At 60.0% G+C, this 19997-nt stretch carries 19 protein-coding genes; 6 read left to right on the top strand and 13 right to left on the bottom strand.

Annotated elements, in window-relative coordinates; all coding sequences use genetic code 11:
• Positions 1-78: 78 nt before the first annotated feature.
• Genes IB267_RS18370 through IB267_RS18350 form a run of 5 tightly spaced genes read right to left on the bottom strand, consistent with a single transcriptional unit; the run spans position 79 to position 4809 of the window.
• Entirely contained in the window at positions 79-1092 is a 1014-nt protein-coding gene (locus tag IB267_RS18370) for a proline racemase family protein (protein ID WP_192448884.1), read from the bottom strand.
• A gap of 34 nt (positions 1093-1126) precedes the next feature.
• The gene (locus IB267_RS18365; RefSeq protein ID WP_192448883.1) at positions 1127-1900 is read right to left on the bottom strand and encodes an ABC transporter permease; all 774 of its coding nucleotides are present in this window, start codon (positions 1898-1900) and stop codon (positions 1127-1129) included.
• 1 nt (position 1901) lies between these two features.
• Positions 1902-2750, bottom strand: coding sequence for an ABC transporter permease (locus IB267_RS18360; protein ID WP_192448882.1), 849 nt, complete (start codon positions 2748-2750; stop codon positions 1902-1904).
• Positions 2751-2753: 3 nt separating this feature from the next.
• A complete protein-coding gene (locus IB267_RS18355) occupies positions 2754-3779 on the bottom strand; it encodes an ABC transporter ATP-binding protein (protein ID WP_246810696.1) in 1026 nt (341 codons plus the stop codon).
• Entirely contained in the window at positions 3769-4809 is a 1041-nt protein-coding gene (locus IB267_RS18350) for an ABC transporter substrate-binding protein (protein WP_192448881.1), read from the bottom strand. Before IB267_RS18350 ends, IB267_RS18355 begins: the two co-directional genes overlap by 11 nt.
• 143 nt (positions 4810-4952) lie before the next feature.
• On the opposite strand from IB267_RS18350, the gene IB267_RS18345 reads away from it, so the two are divergent.
• Together IB267_RS18345 and IB267_RS18340 are read left to right on the top strand one after the other, a co-directional pair.
• Positions 4953-5981: a GlxA family transcriptional regulator gene (locus tag IB267_RS18345; protein WP_192448880.1), complete on the top strand. Its 1029-nt coding sequence runs from the start codon at positions 4953-4955 to the stop codon at positions 5979-5981.
• Positions 5982-6087: 106 nt separating this feature from the next.
• The gene (locus IB267_RS18340) at positions 6088-6561 is read left to right on the top strand and encodes an IS3 family transposase (RefSeq protein ID WP_192449277.1); all 474 of its coding nucleotides are present in this window, start codon (positions 6088-6090) and stop codon (positions 6559-6561) included.
• Between the two features lie 575 nt (positions 6562-7136).
• Here IB267_RS18340 and IB267_RS18335 read toward each other — a convergent pair.
• On the bottom strand, positions 7137-8375 hold the full coding sequence (locus IB267_RS18335; protein WP_192448879.1) for a saccharopine dehydrogenase family protein: 1239 nt from the start codon (positions 8373-8375) through the stop codon (positions 7137-7139).
• Positions 8376-8437: 62 nt separating this feature from the next.
• The gene (locus tag IB267_RS18330; protein WP_192449276.1) at positions 8438-9535 is read right to left on the bottom strand and encodes a carboxynorspermidine decarboxylase; all 1098 of its coding nucleotides are present in this window, start codon (positions 9533-9535) and stop codon (positions 8438-8440) included.
• 386 nt (positions 9536-9921) lie between these two features.
• Between IB267_RS18330 and IB267_RS18325 the strand changes: the two genes are divergently transcribed.
• Both IB267_RS18325 and IB267_RS18320 read left to right on the top strand, forming a co-directional pair.
• Positions 9922-10476, top strand: coding sequence for an aminoglycoside phosphotransferase family protein (locus tag IB267_RS18325; protein WP_192448878.1), 555 nt, complete (start codon positions 9922-9924; stop codon positions 10474-10476).
• 144 nt (positions 10477-10620) lie between these two features.
• Positions 10621-11007 carry a response regulator gene (locus tag IB267_RS18320; protein WP_192448877.1) on the top strand — a complete coding sequence of 129 codons (387 nt, stop codon included), beginning with the start codon at positions 10621-10623 and terminating at the stop codon, positions 11005-11007.
• 42 nt (positions 11008-11049) lie between these two features.
• On the opposite strand, the gene IB267_RS18315 is transcribed toward IB267_RS18320, so the two are convergent.
• From IB267_RS18315 to IB267_RS18305, 3 genes are read right to left on the bottom strand one after another with little or no spacing between them, the layout of a single operon-like run.
• Positions 11050-12072: a sensor histidine kinase gene (locus IB267_RS18315; protein WP_246810695.1), complete on the bottom strand. Its 1023-nt coding sequence runs from the start codon at positions 12070-12072 to the stop codon at positions 11050-11052.
• A 1-nt stretch (position 12073) separates the two neighbouring features.
• Entirely contained in the window at positions 12074-12532 is a 459-nt protein-coding gene (locus tag IB267_RS18310) for a response regulator (protein ID WP_192448876.1), read from the bottom strand.
• A gap of 3 nt (positions 12533-12535) precedes the next feature.
• Positions 12536-14704, bottom strand: coding sequence for an ATP-binding protein (locus IB267_RS18305; RefSeq protein ID WP_192448875.1), 2169 nt, complete (start codon positions 14702-14704; stop codon positions 12536-12538).
• A gap of 290 nt (positions 14705-14994) precedes the next feature.
• Here IB267_RS18305 and IB267_RS18300 point away from each other — a divergent pair, with 290 nt between their 5' ends.
• Both IB267_RS18300 and IB267_RS18295 read left to right on the top strand, forming a co-directional pair.
• Complete coding sequence (locus IB267_RS18300) at positions 14995-15399, top strand: response regulator (RefSeq protein ID WP_192448874.1); 405 nt, start codon at positions 14995-14997, stop codon at positions 15397-15399.
• A gap of 158 nt (positions 15400-15557) precedes the next feature.
• Positions 15558-18020, top strand: a complete 2463-nt coding sequence (locus IB267_RS18295) for a PAS domain-containing protein (protein ID WP_210335902.1) — start codon at positions 15558-15560, stop codon at positions 18018-18020.
• A gap of 23 nt (positions 18021-18043) precedes the next feature.
• On the opposite strand, the gene IB267_RS18290 is transcribed toward IB267_RS18295, so the two are convergent.
• From IB267_RS18290 to IB267_RS18280, 3 genes are all read right to left on the bottom strand, one after another.
• Entirely contained in the window at positions 18044-18223 is a 180-nt protein-coding gene (locus IB267_RS18290) for a hypothetical protein (RefSeq protein ID WP_192448873.1), read from the bottom strand.
• Entirely contained in the window at positions 18220-18594 is a 375-nt protein-coding gene (locus IB267_RS18285; protein ID WP_192448872.1) for a biliverdin-producing heme oxygenase, read from the bottom strand. The genes IB267_RS18290 and IB267_RS18285 overlap by 4 nt, the downstream gene beginning before the upstream one ends.
• Positions 18595-18664: 70 nt before the next feature.
• The gene (locus IB267_RS18280; RefSeq protein WP_192449273.1) at positions 18665-19996 is read right to left on the bottom strand and encodes an NAD(P)/FAD-dependent oxidoreductase; all 1332 of its coding nucleotides are present in this window, start codon (positions 19994-19996) and stop codon (positions 18665-18667) included.
• Position 19997 lies beyond the last annotated feature (1 nt).

The raw sequence follows: 19997 nt of genomic DNA, 5'->3' as shown, positions 1-19997 counted from the left end.
GGGGTCCGCTTGACCGCGCCGATGCTTGGTCACCGCAGGCGGGTGTATCGGCAGACAGCTGCCGACACACCCTTCGCCTCACAGCACCAGGAAACCGGCGTCGACCGGGTCATCGCGGTTGATGGTCCAGGCCGCAGTGCCCAGAATTCCCGCAGTGCCCTTGACCGTCGGGCGCACGGCGCGTACCGAGCCGAGCTTCGTTTCTCCGATCAGGCAGCCTTCGAATACGCCTGAGCCGAGAAGACCTTCCGAGGTGATCGTCTGGTTCACGGTGATGACGCCGCGCTTCTCGAAATAGGCCATCATCGCGGAGGTGCCGGTTCCACCCGGCGAACGATCGAGTTGGCCGGCAGAAAAGACATGCACGTTCTTGTAGAGGCATCCCTCGATCGTCGGCTCGTGCCAGAAGGTGACGAAGTTCAGGTTATTGATGTGGGCTTCGGTCGGATGCTGGACCTTGACCTTCTCGCGGATGGCCTCCCGGGCAATCAAGCCCATGCGCGACAGTTCGGAGCCATTCTCAGGCGCAATGCGCAGCGTGGTGTTGCGCAGATCGATAATGCCGAAGTAGTTGCCGCCCCAGACGAGATCGGCCTTCAGCGAGCCGTATCCCGGCAGCTCGAACTCGATGTCCTGCTCGGCCACATAGGCCGGAACGTTCTCGAACCGTGTCCACAGCACGCGATCGCCTTCGTGGGCGACTTCCGCCACGACCAGACCGGCCGTCGTTTCGAAACGGATCTTGGTCAGTCCGTCCGGCGACCGGCGCACCAGGCCGTTCGCGACCATCGCCATGGCGACTGCGATCGTGCCGTGGCCGCACATGTGCGAATATTCCTTGCCGTCGATGTAGATCAGGCCGGCATCGAACTCCCGCGACGACGGCGGCGTGAGAAACACGCCGAACATGTCGGCATGGCCGCGCGGTTCGCGCATCAAGGCCTTGCGCAGCCAGTCGTAGTTCTCTTCCAGAAAGGCGCGCTTCTCGAGGATGCTCGAGTTCGCCGGATAGGGGACACCGCTATAGATGATGCACAGCGGTTCGCCTTCTGTATGGGTATAGATTACGTTATACACGTCCTGAACGCGCATCGCATGTCTCCTGATATGTTGGGTTTGGTAAGCTTTAACTTCCGGACAGGAAGTCCAGACCGATCAGCCAGTCGATCAGTATGATCGCTATGGCTGCGGCCAAGATGGTCAGCGACGAGACCGCCGCAATCGATGGATCGACCGAATACTGCACGTAATTGAACAGCTGCACCGGGATGGTGTTGAGCGTCGACGTGGTGTTGAAGATCGACAGCTCGACATTGATGAACGAGGTGATGAAGGCAAAGATCCCGCCGGACACGAGCCCTGCCCGGATCTGCGGAAGCGTAACCAGGAAGAACGTCGACCACGCGGAGGCGCCCAGATCGCGCGACGCCTCTTCCTGCGACAGTTGTTCCGGCGAAAAGAGCGGCAGCAGCGTGCGCAGGACGAAGGGCGTGACGATCACCACGTGGCCAACCAAAAGCGCTGGAAAGTTCCGCACCAGCCCGATCGATGCGCCGTACTGCAGCAGCGCTGCGCCGATCACGATATGCGGCAGGACCAGCGGTGACAGCATGAGGGCGGAGAGCGCCGATTTTCCGGGGAAGGAATAACGCGCCATCGCGATTGCAGCGGGCAGTGCGACGAGTATCGCCACCAGCGTCGCCAAGGCTGCGAGAACAGCACTTGTGAGGAACGAGCGGAGATAGGTCGGGTTTTCCAGCACGACCGCATACCAGGCGAGCGTCAGCCCCTGCGGCGGAAACGCCAGGAACTTCGTTTCGGTGAGCGAGACACCGATCACCACGGCCAGCGGCAGCACAAGAAAAGCCACCGTCGAGAGAGCAATGAGACGGATGAACATGTCAGTTTCCTTTCATGTCATGCGCGCCAAGCCGCGCCAGCCAGGACGAGAAGCCGATCAGGGCCATGGTGAAGACGAGAAGCGTGATCGACAGCGCTCCCCCGTAATTGAAATCGAAGACCGTCGAATATTGCTGGAAAGCCAGCATCGCGAGCACCGTCACCTTGCCGCCCGAAAGCAGCGCCGGCGTGACATAGGCGCTGATCGCCATGGAGAACACGATAATCCCGCCGGCCATCACGCCATGCATCGTCAGCGGAAACGTCACGCTGAAAAACGTGCGCATGGGACCGGCGCCGAGATCGCGCGAAGCCTGTTCCAGGGCGGGTTCGACCCGCGCAAGCGCGTTGCCGATGGTCAGAACGGTGAACGGCAACAGGATGTAGACGAGGCCGATCAGGATGCCGGTTTCCGTCCCGAGGAAACGGACCGGACGCTCGACCAGGCCGGTCGCCATCAATGCGTCGTTGACAAGCCCCGTACGTCCCAGAAGCACCATCCAGCCGAAAGAACGGACGATGTTGGAGGTGAACAGCGGCAGGATCAAAAGGATCACGCATGCGCGCCGCCAGCTGCGCCATTTGACGATGCGGACCAGATACCAGGCGAGCGGATAGCCGAGCACCACGCAGATCAAGGTGGACAGGATTGCGAGCCGGAAAGTGACGCCAATGACCTGCCAGTGATAGCCGTCCATCAGGATGCGACCATACTGGGCGAAGCTGACCTGGCCGTCCTGCGTCGTGAACGATGCGACAAGCACCACGCCGAGGGGCATCAGGAAGAAGGCCGTGAACACACAGACCGGCAGCGCGAGCAGCCAGAGAAGGGTCAGGCGGGAGGTAAACATCGCCTATCCTTCCAAAACGTGGATATCCGCCGGATCAAATCCGGCGATGACGTCGACACCTTCGCGCACGCCATCCGGCAAGGCGCTGTAACGGCGGGCATGCAGCGTCCGGTCGCCGGAGATCAGGTAGATGTTGGAGGTACCGCCGACATAGGTGGTGGCGGTCACCTGGCCCTTCAGCGACGACCAACCTGCCGGCACGTCGTCCGCCTGCGTGAAGACGCGCAAATTTTCCGGGCGCAGAACACCCTCTGACGGGCTTTCGGCGTGCAGGCGGCCATCGCCCTGCATTGGCAGAATATTCGCCTCGCCGATGAAATCAGCGACGAACCGGGTCTTCGGCCGGCGGTAGATGGCCTCCGGAACGTCGATCTGTTCGATATGTCCGGCCGACATCACCGCTATTCGATCGGACATGGCCATCGCCTCCTCCTGATCGTGCGTGACGAAGATGAAGGTGATGCCGAGCTGGACTTGCAATTGCTTCAACTCGATCTGCATGCGCTTGCGCAGCTGCAGATCCAGTGCCGACAGCGGTTCGTCCAACAGCAGCAGCTTGGGCCTGTTGACGATGGCCCGGGCGAGCGCCACGCGTTGCTGCTGTCCGCCGGACATCGCGCGCGGACTGCGGGGCGCCATCGCGGCGAGTCCGACCATTTCCAGCGCTTCCTGGGCACGGCTTTCCGCCTCCTTGCGAGAGGCGCCGCCACGAAGAGGTCCGTAGGCGACGTTCTGCAGCACTGTCATATGGGGAAACAGCGCATAGTTCTGGAACACCGTGTTCAGCGGTCGCTTTTCGGGCGGCAGCACCGAGACATCTTCGCCATCGATCACGACACGACCGCTGTTTGCGGACATGAACCCGCCGATGATGCGCAGAAGCGTGGTCTTTCCGCAGCCCGACGGGCCGAGCAACGAAATGAATTCGCCTTGCGTGACATCCAACGACACGCGATCAAGCGCGCGGTAGTTGGCGAAGGACTTCGTGACGTCTGTGATGGCAAGCAGGGTCATGGGTTCAGTTCGCAATCTCGCGGTTCCAGCGGTCGGTGATTGCCGGTCGCATCGCGTTGACCTTGGCCCAATCGAAGAGATGCAGTGTCTTGATCGACCCACCGGTGCCCCACGGCAGTTTTCGCTCGACATCGGCCGAGAGAGCGACGCCGGTGATCGCCGGGCCGAGATAGAGCTTTTTCGCCAGGCACGTCGCAGCTTCTGGCGTCAGGGCCGTATCGATGAACTTGGCGGCGGCTTCCGGATTTTTCGTGCCTTTGACGATGTGCATGCGCGCGTCGGTGGCCCAGACGCCTTCCTTCGGAACGACGAAACCGATCGGCAGGCCAGCATCGATCAGATCCCATGCACCGACATTGAAATGCGCGCCAATGACAATCTCGCTGCTCTGGAACGCGTTGGAAGCCGCACCTGATGTATCGTAGAGAAGGCCACTATCCAGAGATTTCAGCTTGGCGAACGTGGCATCCATGGTTTCGGACGTGTCGCCGAAGGCGCCGGCAAGGAAGATCACGAACGGCACGCCGGCCGAATTGTTCGGCGACGGAATGGCAACGGCCCCGGCATAGGCGTCGTTCCACAGTTCCTGCCAACTCTGTGGCGCTTCGGTCACTTCCGACGTGTTGTAGATCAGGCCAAGCGAATAGTAGCCGGCGCTGACGGCGAAGACATGATCGCCGTTCTTGTAGGCGGCCTGCGGCTGAAGGGCGGCGGAATTGGAAAGTGTAGCGAGATCGATCGGCGCCAAGACACCCGCAGCCTCGGCGATCTCACTGATGCCGCCATCCATATAGGCGACGTCGATGACGGCATTTCCAGTCTGCTGCTGCAGCTTGGAGAGTGTGGTGGTCGAATTGCCGATTTCAGCAACGACCCGAATTCCGGTTGCCTTCGTAAAAGGCTGGGCGACACATGCATCGAACGCTTCACCCCAGTTGCCACCGTAGTAAGCAACGGTGATCGACTGCGGTGCTGACTGGGCAAGACCTGTCTGGGGGAGGCCGACGACACTGGCAACCGTGGCAAGCAGGATGGTTTTCTTCATCTGATATCTCCGTCTCTGGGGTTGCGCTTTGTGCGCTTGGGACCTCTGTCCGGCTGAGACCATAGCAATAAGCACGGGATCCATATTGAATAATTTGGACGAATGATTGAACATGACCGACAACTTAATCGGTGGCCAGCGGCATGACAAAGACGCAGGAAAGCAGCTTCGAACTGCGCATAGCATTCATCTTGCAGAACAAATTCACGCTTGCAGCCTTCTCCGGCTTCATTGACGCGCTCAGGCTTGCAGCCGATGACGCAGCAAAGAGCCGGCAAATTCGTGTCGGGTGGGACGTCTATTCGCTTTCAGGTGGCCCGGTACACGCAAGCTGCGGCGTCGCAATTACTACGCTGCCGGCACCGCGCGATCCGGCAGGTTTCGATTACGTTGCAGTCTGCGGCGGCAACGGCTTCGACGACGATACGCCGGCTCCATCTCTGATGCATTTTATCCGGTCAGCCCACACACAAGGTGTTGGGCTGCTTGGCATCTGCACCGGAAGTTTCGCCTTGGCGCGAGCCGGCCTCATTGATTCACGCCGCTACTGCATTCACTGGAACGTACTCGAGGCGTTTAAGAGCCGTTTCCCCCGCGCGCAGATCTCGCTCGATCGGATTTTTGTCGATGAAGGAGATGTGATTACCTGCGCCGGATCAACCGCAGCGATCGACCTGGCGCTGTACCTGATCGTACGCCATTGCGGCTCCGAGCGGGCTCGGCAAGTCATGAGGCACATGATGCTCACCTCAATGCGCCCGGCCAGCGTGCCGCAGGCACACTTCTTCCAGTTGCCACCTGATGGAACTGACAGCCGCGTGCGCAAAGCATTGCACTTCATGGAACAACAGCTTGACCAGCCCCCGAACAACCTCGCGATCGCACGCTATTGCGCGATCTCACATCGCCAGCTCGAGCGACTGTTCCGCGCGAACCTTGGCCTGACAATCGGCCAAACCTTTAGAAACATGCGGCTGAACTATGGGCGCTACCTGCTCTCCGGGGGATCGCTCACCGTGATGGAGATTGCAAACATCACAGGCTTCGCAGACACGGCACATTTTTCACGGGAGTTTCGTAAAGCATTCGGAGGCACGCCGAGCGCTTTCCGTGCATTCGAACGCTCGGATCAGCATCGACCCGTGGGAGCAGTGCGGATGCATGCCATTTGATCGCTGCTACAGCCCACCGAGAGTACCTGTCGGCAGACAGGCACGTCAGCGAGCTTTTCGGAGCCTAGCTTTCGGTATTCCCAAACTTCTGGGCAGGTGGTGAACCCTGCGACGCGCAAAGTCGATAAACGAGACGCCATCTATCGAGTGTCTCGCAAAACAGTGGAGCGAGCTCGTTGCAATCATAGAGGACATTCAGGACGAGCTGCCCTGCTACGGATACCGGCGCGTGACACACGAACTTCAGCGAAGAGGCCACCTCGTTAATCACAAGCGTGTCGCCCGCGTCATGCGGGCCAATGGCCTCGGTACCAAGCCTCGCAAGCGGTATGTTCGCACGACGGATAGCAACCACGATTCGCCGATTTACCCGAACCTTTATCGCAATGTGATCCCGTCGCGGCCTGACATGGTCTGGGTGGCCGACTTCACGTACATTGGTATCGCCGCTGGCTTCTGCTATCTTGCTGTCATTCTCGACACCTGCAGCCGGAAAGTTGTCGGCTATGGCCTGTCGAAACGCCTGGATACGCCGCTTCCCGACGATACATGGCCTTTATCCACCCAAAGACAGCAATAGTTTTTCTGTACGTGCAAAGCTCATAGAGAAGGTTTCCCTCGACCCGAAGCAGACCGTCAACCTGTGCGGGGATGGTAAGGCTGCGCTCTCGTTATTTCTTCCCAGCTTAGGCGCCTGCGGTCCGGCTGTGACCGGTCCCACCATGGCCGGAGGATCAAACTCCGCCGTATGCTATGATGGCTCTCGTCCGATTGATCTCTCTTGGGCGTTAATCCGAAGCGCGGCAGAGTAGCCGCTTTGGGTCGAACGAAACCATCGCCCCGCCATTTTCCGCTGATAGAAGGACGGCCAGCGTGATCTCGCGGCAGCAACGTGACGTCAATCGGTCGCCCGACCCCGTTCTAAAGATAACGGCGATCGCGTCCTTGAAGACTTTTGACAGTCCGGGGACATTTAGTCCAGACGCGGCCCAAATGCGATTTGGCAGGCACTATACCGGCCCGCCAAAGTGGCGGTGGAATCGACTGCCGCTTTGCGCACGCTTGCCTTCACCGTCCCGGACCATAACAAATCTCGGATCACGATTGCTGCCGCGATCCGAGCGCCATCGAGTGTTAGACACGACGATAGACGTGTTACCAGGACAGAGGTCTGTCGCCATTCTCATCCTGGATGCGGGTCGGTAGCCCCATACCGTTTAGCAGTTTGATAAATGGAATGGGCGGGAGTTCCTCGACGTTGACCATCCTCTTCGCGTCCCACTCACCCGTGGCCACGAGCAGGGCGGCTGCAACGGGTGGGACACCCGCAGTGTAGGAGATGCCCTGCGAACCGACTTCTGCATAGGCTTCCTTGTGGTCGGCCACGTTGTAGATGAAAACTGTCTTTTCCTTGCCGTCCTTCAGGCCCTTTACATAGTCGCCGATGCAGGTCTTGCCTTCGTACCCCGGCGCGAGCGAGGCTGGATCAGGCAGGCAGGCCTTGACGACCTTAAGCGGGACGACCTCCTCGCCGTTGACGAGCTTGACCGGTTGTTCGGAGAGCAGACCGATCGATTTCAGCACTGTGAAGACGTTGATATAGTGATCGCCGAAGCCCATCCAGAAACGCACATCGGCGCCGTCCATGTTTTTGGCCAACGAATGCACCTCGTCATGGCCGCAGAGATAGGCCATGCGCTTTCCGACGACCGGCAAGTCGTATTCCTTGCCGACTTCGAACATGCGGTTCTCCTGCCACTTGCCCTTTTGCCATGAATAAACGACGCCGGTGAATTCGCGGAAGTTGATTTCCGGGTCGAAATTGGTTGCGAAATACTTGCCATGAGTACCGGCATTGATATCGACGATGTCGATGTCGGTAACCTTATCCAGATACTCGTCCTTTGCGAGGCGCGCATAGGCGTTGACGACGCCCGGATCAAAGCCGGCGCCGAGGATGGCGGTGATGCCTCTCATCTCGCATTCAGCAGCTCGTTTCCACTCGTAGTTACCGTACCACGGCGGGGTCTCGCAGATCTTGTTCGGTTCTTCGTGGATCGCGGTATCGATATAGGCAACGCCGGTGTCCATGCAGGCCCGAAGCACAGACATGTTGAGGAAGGCGGTGCCGACATTGATGACGATCTCGGATTTCGTCGCCGTGATGAGCGTCTTCGTGGACTCGACGTCGAGCGCGTCGAGAGCATGGCCCGCAAGCACGCCCGGCTGTTTCATCGCGCCCTTCTCGTGAACGGAGGCAATGATCGCATCGCATTTCGATTTCGTCCGCGAAGCGATGTTTATGTCGCCGAGAACATCGTTGTTCTGGGCGCATTTGTGCGCAACGACCTGGGCGACGCCGCCTGCGCCGATGATGAGTACATTCTTTTTCATGATGAGGACGAGTTCCTTATATCCAATCGTCAGAAAGTCCTCCTGCCGGCTGAGGGCCAGGATCAGGAGAGGCTCTGTTCGTAATCCGCGTAGCCGAACTCGCGGACCGTCCTGAGGCTGCCATCAAGTTCGCGGATGGCGATTGCCGGCATTTTCACGCCGTTGAACCAGTTTTTCTTGACCATCGTGTAGCCGGCAGCATCCTGGATCGAAAGACGATCGCCGACGTTCAGCGCGTTCGGAAAATCAAACTCGCCGAAGATATCGCCGGCCAGGCAGGATTTGCCGCAGACCATGTAACGATGAGGTCCCTGGTTCGGAGAGACCTTCGCGCTCTCGCGGTAGATCAGAAGATCTAGCATGTGCGCTTCGATGGACGAATCCACCACGACAAGGTCCTTGCCGTTGTAAAGCTTGTCGAGCACGGTGACTTCCAGCGTGGTCGATTTGGTGATCGAGGCCTCACCCGGTTCCAGATAGACCTGAACTTCATAGTCGCCAGCAAAACGTTTGAGGCGTTCGGCGAACCTTTCGAGCGGATAGTTCTCTCCGGTAAAGTGGATGCCGCCGCCAAGGCTGACCCAACGAACCTCTTTCAGGAGCGAACCAAACTTTTGCTCGATATGGCCGAGCATTCGCTCAAACAGATCGAAATCGCTATTCTCGCAATTGTTATGAATCATGAAGCCCGACACCAGGTCCATGACCGGTTCCACTCGCCTGAGATCCCATTCGCCGAGACGCGAGAAGGGCCGGGCGGGATCGGCAAGATCGAAGCTCGATGAGGAGATCCCGGGGTTCAGGCGAAGGCCGCGGGCGATGACCGAGGACTGAGCCTTGAATCGTTGAAGCTGGCCGATCGTATTGAAGATGATCTTGTCCGCATGAGAAACGACCTCGTCGATCTCATAGTCTGCATAGGCAACGGAATAGGCATGTGTCTCTTTACCGAAACGCTCGCGCCCCAAGCGCACTTCGTTAAGCGAAGACGAGGTCGTTCCGTCCATATAATCGTGCATGAAATCAAAGACGGACCACGTGGCAAAGCACTTGAGCGCCAGCAGGGCCTTGGCTCCCGATAGCTCACGAACAAGTGCGATCTTCTCCAGGTTGGAGAGGAGCCTGCCTTTGTCGATAACGTAGCACGGGGTTTGAATCACGATGAACTCCCTCAGAGTGGATGGACGATATGCTAACCCTACCGTTGGCAATCAAGGCTTCGGCTCGCATTCACAAACAACACCCAAACAGGGAGAATGCGTGCGGGAAGGACCCTGAGCTGCTGCGAGGCAGAGGACGTTTGGTCAAGATTTCAGATCATTGGTGCGGCGGTAACCGCGAAGGTGGCGCGTTGTTCGGGAGGAGTTCCTGGAGACCCCGAACGCAAACCAGGTGTCACCTGCGTTCGGGCTACGAACCGTTTTTAGAGCGCGAAGGCTCTCTACGAAGCTGGACTATGGCGTTTAGCATAGCGGTTCATCGCCTCCCGGCGCCACAAAGTCAACCTCCAGCCGGATGTTAATACCGACACGGGATTGGCTTCCACTTGATACACAGGCTTGCGGGCTTCCTTCTGGCTTTGCATGCTTTGCCGGTCGACATACTCGGCGGCGCGGACGAGCCAGATGATCCCTTGGCCGAGTGGTCCGGGCTCCTTTCGGAAGTCGACGCCAAGGTCTTGCCACTGCTGCCTACCGACACTGCCATGGCGGTGGGCGCCAGGTTCGAGCGGTTTCTCGCTGGCAACGACGAGCCGCATCCAAGGGCGGCCATCCACGGCGACTTCGGCACGGGAAACATCCTCGTTGATGATGGCAACGTCTCGGGCATCATCGACTTTGCCGGATGCGCGATCGGCGATCTGGCCTACGACCTCGCCAGCCTTTCGGCTGGCCTGGGTGACGATTTCCTCGCGCTGATGCGGTGGTCCTACCCCGGGATCGATGCCATGCGGGAGCGGATCTGCTCTTACAGGAGCACATTCCCGCTGCTGGATGTCGTCTTCGGTCCGGAGCATGGCGACGTCAGCGCCTTGAACGCCGGACTCGAGGCCTTGCGGAACGGTTTGCGCGTGGGCAGTGGATTAGGCAGAAGCGCTTGAGCCGATAAGAACCGTGGACCACTGCGTCGGTATTGAGGAGATGTGCGACTTCACGCGATATCGCTTGCCTCGGCTTTTTGAAACATTGACGGATAGCTCGGCGATCCTAGTTAGATGGGTACTGGCATAGACGTTTAGGGTATAATGAAAAAATACAGTCTAGAAAACAAACGTATCCTCATTCTGGAGGACGACCCTCTCCTCGCCCTCGACCTTGAAGACTTCTTCACGGAACTCGGCGCCAAGGTAATCGGCCCCGTCTCAAGCGTCGAGCAAGCCCTTCAGGCGGTTTCTTCCGGCATCGACGGGGCGGTTCTCGACCTCAATCTAAGAGGCGTCTACTCCTACCCCGTTATCGAGATACTCGTCAAAGCGGGCACACCCTTAGTCGTCTGTTCCGGATATGCTGAGCTGCCTGACACCCGGACAGAACTGACCGACATCGTGCTGCTGCCGAAACCTTGCGACCTCAAGGTCTTGCAGACCAGGCTCGCGGAGCAGATTGCCGCAGCGCCCCAGACAGCTTCCTAGTCGCGTAAGATTCGAGCCGGCGAAGTGCCGGGATCGTATCCTTTAGTCCGACACCGCCCTCAGCGCTTCGCTCTCGGGGATAGGAAGGTCTATCTCGGCCCTGAACCCGTCCGGCAGGTAATGGAGGTTTACCTGCCCGCCCAGCTCGTATTCGATATTGGCCTTGATAAGCCGGGTGCCGAAACCCTCGTCATCAGGCGCCTTGACGGCCGGTCCGCCGCGCTCGGTCCAGTTCAGGCGCACGGACCGCCCCGGCCCCGTCTTGTCGACCGCCCACGCTATTGAGACCCTGCCCTGCTCATTGGCCAGCGCGCCGTATTTCGAGGCGTTCGTCACCAGTTCGTTGAATACCATTCCGATGGAGAGCGCGGCCTTGGGGTCCAGCCGAACGAGATCGTGCCGTCCAATGTCGAAGCGCGATAGATCCTTGTTGTGGGGGCGAACAGCGCGCTGGAAAACGATCAGAAGCTCGGTCTCGTCCCAATTGCCTTCAAACAGGAGCTCGTGGGCGTCTGCCAGCGCAGACACGCGGGCGATGAGTTTCTCCTCGAATTCGGCGACCGACCGGCAACTGCGACCGGTCCGGCGAATGAGCGAAAGTACGACGGCGAGATTGTTTTTCACGCGGTGGCTGAGTTCACGGACCAGCAAATCCTTCTGCTGCTCGATCCGCCTGCGCTCTGCCCGCTCGCGTGCTTCGTTCAGCGCGCGCGTCACAGCAGCCGGCAGACGCGCCAAGCGCTGCTTCAGAACATAGTCCGTCGCGCCCTTGCGGAACGCTTCGATCGCGGCGTCCTCGCCGAGAACACCGGAGACGAAAATGAACGGCGCATCGGGCGCCAAGGCGACCGCCAGGTCGAGCGCGGCCATCCCATCGAAATCGGGAAGCGAGAAGTCCGAAAGGACGAGGTCGAAGACGTCATGCGCCAGCGCAGCCTGATAGGCCGCGCGCGTCGCGACGCGCGTCACGGCGAACGCCTCATCCAGGCTTTCGAGCTGCGCTTCAATGAGTTCAGCATCGATGGTGCTGTCTTCCAGCAGCAGGATCCGCAGCATGCCGGCCATGTCAGTTGCCGCCCACCAGCCGCAGCTTCGGCGGCGGCTCGTTGAGAAGCGCCCAGAACACACCGAGGTCCTGGATCGCCTTGAAGAACTGGTTGAATTCGACCGGCTTGACGACGAATGCGTTGACCCCGAGTTCGTAGCTTTTCACCAGATCCTGCTCTTCGCGCGACGAGGTGAGCATGACGATCGGCACATGGCGCAGGTTCTCGTCGCGCTTCACTTTTTCGAGCACCTCCAGTCCGTCGACTTTCGGCAGCTTGAGATCGAGGAGCACCACGGCGGGGTCACCGGGGTCGCGGGCTGCGTGGGAGCCGCTAAGATAGAGAAAATCCAACGCCTCGGCGCCGTCCCGGGCAACCACGATGTCATTGGCGATTTGACACTTTTCAAGCGCCGTCAGGGTCAGTTCGAGATCCCGGGGATTGTCTTCAACGAGCAAGATAGGCCTCATTTCTGGCATGGATCACTCCTCAGGTAGCGCCGGTAAGGAAAAGGTGAAGCATGCGCCCTCGTCAATCGTGCCCATGGCGTCCACGCTACCGCCATGCCGCTCGACGATGCGCTTGATGAGGGCAAGGCCGATACCGGTGCCCTCGAAATCCTCGCTTCGCTGCAGCCGCTGGAATACACCGAACAGCTTGGACCTGTAAGCCATGTCGAAGCCGACGCCGTTGTCGGCGATCCGATACAGCACGCCGTCATCGGTCCGGTCGGCGGATATCTCGATATGCGCCTCCTCACGCAGCCGCGTATATTTGACCGCGTTGTCGATGAGATTGTACCAGACCTGCCGAAGGAGGGTGGCGTCCCCTGTCGCAGGGGGCAGATCATCGACCTGCCACACGATCGAACGGCTCGCCGCTTCCTCCGCCAGTCCCCGCCGCACCTCGTCGACGAGCTTGTTCATATCCACCTTGTCCGCGGAGAGTGCCGCTCGACCGAGATGGGAGAACGTCAGGAGATCGTCGACGAGTTCACCCGCGGCCAGCGCCGAATCCGAAATCATCTGGAGATAATGGCGCGAGCGCTCGCCAAGATTCTTCTCCCGCTCCGTCAGAAGCTGGGAGAAGCCGACGATATGACGGAACGGCGCTCGCAGGTCGTGCGAGATTGAATAGGAGAAGGCCTCCAGTTCCCTGTTGGACTTCTGCAGATCGGCGGCAAGTCTGGCCATTTGCTCGGCCTTCTTCAGCACGATCTCCACGATCGAGGCGCGCAGGTCGCGCGCGGCGGCGACCTCTGCTGGATGCCACGGCGCGCTCCTGCCGCGCACCATCTCGCGCCAGGCCTCGAACGACTTGCGAGGATGGATCCGCCCGCTTTCCCGCACCACCTTGTGCGGATCCCCGCCCCAGGTGACCGTCTTGACCACTTCCTGGCGGAACCAGACAAGCCAGCTGTCTTCCACTTCGGAAATGCGCAAGGCGAGAACACCGCAGGTGGCGTCGGTGAAGACGTCGTCCTCCGGGAGTTCCAAAGCGATGGAATCCGTACAATAGAAATCGGTGGCCGCGCCGTGCTGCGAAAGGCGGCCGACCAGTCGCCTTACCTGACGTTCTTCCGGAGCCTGGCCGACAGGCAGGAAACTGTCCTGCGACAGGATCGCCACCCCGTCGGCCCGGGTGAGTTCCAACAGTGCCGCCGGCGCGCGGGCAAGGCCTTCGTCCCACTTGTCGGTTTTTGCCATCTCGGCCAAAAGCCTGGTGTGCACGCGGGCGAGCTCGATGCCGAGGGCCGCCGTCTCGGCCCGGCTGTCGGAGCTGATCCGCATGGCCAGGCTCTGGACCACGAAATCGCAGGCCTCGCGGATGTCGCTCGTGACATGGTGGGCATTGCGGCTGTGGCAGGACAGGAGGCCCCAGAGCTTGCCGTCCACCATGACCGATATCGACATGGACGAGAGCGTGCCCATGTTGCGCATATATTCGAGATGGATCGGCGAGACGCTGCGAAGCTGCGTGAACGTCATGTCGATGGATCCGGCGTCCTGCTCCTCTCCGATCGCGGTGAGCGAGACCGGCGTGTAATTCGCATCGGGGATCAGGCGTATGCGGTTGAGGCTGTAGAGATTGCGTGCCTGCGCCGGGATATCGGCAGCGGGGAAACGCAGGTCAAGATAGGAAGGCAGCATACCGTTGCCGGCTTCGGCCACGACATGCCCGTTCCACTCGGGATCGAACCGGTAGACGAGGGCCCGGTCGAAGCCCGTCAGCTCGGCGATCAGGTGCGTGGCTGCGGAAAGCGCGTCCGCCAGCTCCTCGGTCGCCGTCATCTGCTGCGCGAAGCCGGTCAGACGGAAAAGAAGCGCGTTGTGAAAAACGGGCGTGCTGCGTTCGAACTCGACGACAATGCGGCCCTGATGGACATGTGCCGCCATGTCCAAATCCGGATTCTGCAGCCGGGCGCGGTAGCTATGCGTTCCGGTGGCCCGCCAGGCGCGCAAAGCGGCCTCGACAGAACGGAGCAGTTCGACCGGCGTCCGGCCCGTGATCCCTTCGAAATTGGCCGATACCCACAAGACGGCGAGATCGGCGGGATCGAGAACGAGCAGAGATCCATGGGGCTGGATTGCGCCGGGAACATGAATCGGCTCGCGTGCGCAAGCATCCAGATCGCTTCGGCTCCCTGACATCGAATCCCCTCTCCCTACGCCAATGCGGCGAAACCTAGCGATATTCGGGATCGTGTAAACCGATCATCGAAGGGTTATAAAGACCAACTACTATCTAAGAGCGGGCCGCAATTTTGGTAGGCCTCCGCCGCGCCCTTATCCCGTTAGCGCATCCGACACGCGGAGACCGTGTCTTGAGCCGACAGAAGGGTGGTTTGCATTTTATTAAGATTGTTCGCAAAGACTGGCCTTGGGGACGGGCGAAATTCCAGGGGGTGCACGTTGTGTAAACCAGTAAACTGGAGAAACAGATGGCCGCGTCGCAATCCACCATTCTCGTCGTCGAGGACGAACCGTTCATCCGCCTCACCCTGATCGAAGCGTTGCAAGATGAGGGGTACCGAGTGCTGGCGGCATCCAATGTTCTGGAGGCTATAGGACACATCGCGAGGCACGCCCGGATCGACGGCCTGGTAACGGATGTTGACCTGCCGGGCGGCCTGAGCGGCCTCGACCTGCTGGAATTGTTCAGCGATTGCCGGCCGGACGCAGCCAGGATCGTCGTTTCGGGCAGAGGCGATCTGACGCAAGAGGCATTGCCGGTGGTGGGCCGAATCTTCGCCAAGCCCTACAGTCTCGACAATGTGATCGCCGAACTCGACGATCAGATCAGGGCGAAAGGCACCGTCCTGCCGAGCCGGCGCATGCGGTCGTAGCGTCGAGGCGAATGCCGGCCACGTCGCCGCGGCGCGCGCGTGAACGCGCATCACTCCCTCTTGTATCCCTTTCTATTTTTAATTTTCACAGAGTTACCACGCTTTTCAATTCTTCGGACTTCCCCATATAAGCCCGCGACACCTCGAGAAACGGCAAGATGACTCCTACCTCCAACGCAATCGGCGAAATGAATCAGCGCATCCGGGGATGTGACTGGGAGAAAACGTCCTTTGGTGCCGAAGCCGACTGGCCGCAGGAGCTGCGGATGGCGTTGAGCCTGTGTCTCAACACCGCGCTTCCCACCGCCCTTTACTGGGGTGACGATCTTCATCTTCTCTACAACGATGCCTGGGCACCGATTGCCGGCGAAAAGCACCCGTGGGCTTTGGGGCGTCCGGCCCGCGAGGTCTGGGTCGATATCTGGCATGTGATCGAGCCCCAGCTCCTCGCCGTGCTGCAGACAGGTCAGGGGTTCTCGGTTACCGATCAGATGCTGCCCATGCAGCGCGGCGGCCGCATACAGCAGACCCATTGGGATTACAGCTTCGCACCGATTTTCGGACAGAACGGCAAGGTTCTCGGCATCTTCAACCAGGGCAACGAGACGACGGCGCGCCTGTCGGCCGAGCGGGCGCTGCGCGCCAGCGAGGAACGGCTGGAATACGCCCTGGGCGCATCGGATACGGTGGGCACCTGGGACTGGGATGTGCCCAACGACCGGGTGATCGCCGACGCGCGCTTTGCCAAGCTCTACGGCGTTCCGCGCGAAAAGGCGAGCGCCGGTGCATCAATCGCCGATTTCTTCGATGCCATTCACGCCGACGATCTTCCAAATGTCGAAGAAGCTATCGCGGCGGCCTTGACGAATGGCAGCGTCTTTTCTCAGGAATACCGCCTCGTCCAGGCGGACGGCACACACAGATGGGTCATCGCGCAGGGTCGGCCGACGCTTGCGCCGGACGGAACACCTCTGCGCTTCCCCGGCATCAGCTTCGATATAACCGACCGAAAAAATGCCGAGGCCGCGCTTCGCGACAGCGAGGAGCGCTTCCGGGCGATCACGAACTCCATCGACCAGATGATCTGGTCGACGACCCCGGATGGATATCACGACTACTATAACCAGCGCTGGTACGATTTAACCGGCGTCCCGTCAGGCTCGACCGATGGCGAGGGCTGGGCAGGGATGTTTCACCCGGAAGACCAGGACCGCGCCTGGACCGTCTGGCGGCATTGCCTGCAGACCGGAGAGCCCTATCACATCGAATATCGGCTACGTCATCGAAGCGGAAAGTACCGCTGGGTGCTGGGCCGCGCGCAGCCTGTGCGCAATGAGGACGGTGCAATAACCCGCTGGTTCGGTACTTGCACGGACATCCAGGATATCATCGACGCACGTGAGGTTCTTGCCCGCTCCCGCGAAGATCTTGAAACGGCGGTGCAAGAGCGCACCGCCAGGCTCTTGGAGGCCGAAGCACAGTTGCGGCAGGCACAAAAGATGGAGGCAGTCGGACAACTTACCGGCGGTGTAGCCCACGACTTCAACAATATGCTCGCCGTCATTCTGGGCGCGATGAACCTCCTCGAAAGGCGCCTCGCACGCGGCGAAACCGATCTGGGACGGTACATAGAAGCCGCCAAGGATGGTGCAAACCGTGCATCAGCGCTCACTCAACGTCTGCTCGCCTTTTCCCGTCGACAGCCGCTCCAACCCGAAATCATCGAACCGAACCGGATGGTCGCGGGCATGAGCGACCTGCTGACGAGAGCTCTCGGAGAGCAGGTCCAGGTCGAGACCGTGCTTGCCGCAGGGCTATGGCGTATTAACGCAGATGTCAGCCAGCTTGAGAATGCGATTCTCAATCTTGCAGTCAACGGCCGCGATGCGATGCCGAACGGGGGTCGGCTCACCGTCGAGACGGCCAACTCATTCGTCTCCGAGGACTATGCGGAAGAACATTCGATGTCGCCTGGCCAGTATGTGATGATCGCAGTCACCGATACCGGCACAGGAATGAGCGATGACACTCTTGCGAAAGCCTTCGATCCCTTCTTCACGACAAAGGAGGTCGGCAAAGGGTCCGGCCTCGGCCTGAGCCAGGTTTTCGGCTTCGTGCGTCAGTCCGGCGGACACGTGAAGATCTATTCCGAACAAGGTCACGGCACCACCGTGAAACTATACCTGCCCCGCCATTACGGCGAGGCGGAAACCAGGGAGATTTCACCACAGAATGCTGAGCCGGCTCGTGGTGCTCGCGGTGAGCTCGTGTTGGTGGTGGAAGATGACGAGCGGGTGCGCAACTTCTCCGTCGAGGCGCTACGCGAACTCGGTTATACGGTGGCGGAAGCTGCTAGCGGCGCGGCAGCGCTCGCCCTTTTGGGAGAAGGCCTGAAGCCCGCGCTCCTTTTTACGGATATTGTCATGCCTGAGATGACGGGCCGTGAACTCGCCACCCTCGCGTCGAAGAAACTCGGGGAACTAAAGGTCCTTTATACAACCGGCTACACCCGAAACGCCGTCGTACACAACGGCATCCTAGACGCCGGAACTCACCTGCTTCAAAAGCCCTTCAGTCTGGAGCAGCTGGCCGAGAAGGTTCGACGCGTGATCGATGCCTAATCGGCGCTCGCTTTGAAGTCAGGCTACGGTAGCCCGCCTGTCTCGACGCATCGCAAGGCGAGATCAAAGACTGCATTCGCGGCCTGGGCGGCGCATTCGATGTCGAAGTCTTCAACATCGTCCAGTTGACGAATAAAGGGCTGCCAGCACGACATGTCGCGCGTCATAACCGCCAGATGCCGTGCACCGAAACCATCGGTCATTCCAAGCGCGGCGGCTCGGATCTCAAAACGCGCGCACCGAGGGTTGACCCCTCAAGAACATAGACCGCACCCAACAAACCACTTTGATCGTCAAATAACGCATCCGTCGTTTCGGTGGGTGTAAGCCCGAGCCCCAGATCTTTCGCGTCCTGCGCGATCGAATTGGACACGGCGGTCGGACGCCAGAACCAATCACCCGGCCAGACGACATCGTGCAAGACCCTATCCATCGCGAAGCGAAATCGGCCGAGGAAGGCCACATAGCGCCGATACGCCGTTAGGCTCTCAAATGCGCCGATCGCGGCGTCGAGTTTCTCATGGTTGGCTCGGGTTCGATCCCGAAGCGCAAACCGCCTTTCACTGTGTCCCATGTGTTCCGTGGTATCAGACTGGTGGGCAGGAAGCACCGAGAATTGCTAAAGAACCTGAAAGCGCACGCAATCAAGCGCCCTGCAGGGTTCGGAAAATTCGATCGCATTCTCCTTGGACGGACCATGGCCGCATAACTCCACCCAGGCTTTCGCCAACAGCCAAGCCCGCCTGAATGGCATCCTCATGGAAGCCGGATCCGAAATAGGACCCGCAGAACCACGTATTGGCTTCGCCCTGCAGCGACCAAAGCTGTCTTTGCGCGGCAAGCGTCGCGGCGTTGAAGAGAGGGTGCTGGTAGAGCCCTCGCCAGATTATCTTGTCTTCGGCGGGAGCGTGTAACGGACTAAGCGTCACGAAGCAGGGACGAGGATTGGAAATCCCCTGCAGCCGGTTCATCCAGTAGGTGACGCAGGGCTTGCGCACCGCCGTGTTGTCACGTCCGGATTGCGCAAGATAATTCCAGCTTGCCCAGACACGCCTTCGGCGTGGCATCAGGGTTTCATCGCGGTGGAGGACCGTCTCGTTGTCGCCATAGGCGAAAGCGCTCAACAGCGCAGCCTCGCGCGGGGAACGGTCAGCAAGCATCGCCAGCGCCTGGTCTGCATGAGCACCGATCACGACATGGTCGAACCATTCCGCCTCCGCACCACCCACGGAAATCTCCACCGCGCCGTTGACGCGGCGGATTGACCTCACCGGCGCATTTGTCCGGATCCTGTCGCGGAATGGTGCCGTGAGCCGCTCGACATAGGCACGGCTGCCGCCATCGACCGTTCGCCAGATTGGCCTTCGTACGAATTTCAGCAAACCGTGGTTCTCGCAAAAGCGCACGAAGGAGAGCGCCGGATAGTTGCCGATCTCAAGCGCCGGCGTCGACCAGATTGCAGCCGCCATCGGGTAGAGGTGGTCTTCTCGAAACGCCCGCCCGAAGCCGGCGCTGTCGAGATACTCGTCAAGGCTAGCGGAGGGATCGAGATCGCGCACGCCGCTTGGTGCCTGACGGTAGAAGCGCACGAGGTCGCGCAGCATCGACCAGAAGCGCGGGCTGGCAAGGTTGCTGCGCTGGGCGAAAAGACCGGCGAGATTCGTGCCGGCATATTCCAGCTTCCCACCGTCCATCGAGACGGCGAAGGACATGTCCGATGCCTTGGTCGGCACGTCGAGATGTGCAAACAAAGCCTTAAGGTTGGGATAGGTCGCCTCGTTGTAGACGATGAAGCCTGTATCGACCGGCGTGCCACCCGCATCCATCGTGTGCGAATGGCCGCCAATACGATTGTCGGCCTCGAAAACCGTCACCTCGTGGCGCTGCGACAGCAACCACGCCGCTGACAGGCCGGCGATGCCCGTGCCGACAATCGCGATTTTGAGTGGCCGATCCGTTTGAGGAAAATGGCGCATA

This window comes from Ensifer sp. ENS09, assembly GCF_014852425.1.
GTDB lineage: Bacteria > Pseudomonadota > Alphaproteobacteria > Rhizobiales > Rhizobiaceae > Ensifer.
This window is presented reverse-complemented; position numbering and strand designations above follow the sequence as displayed.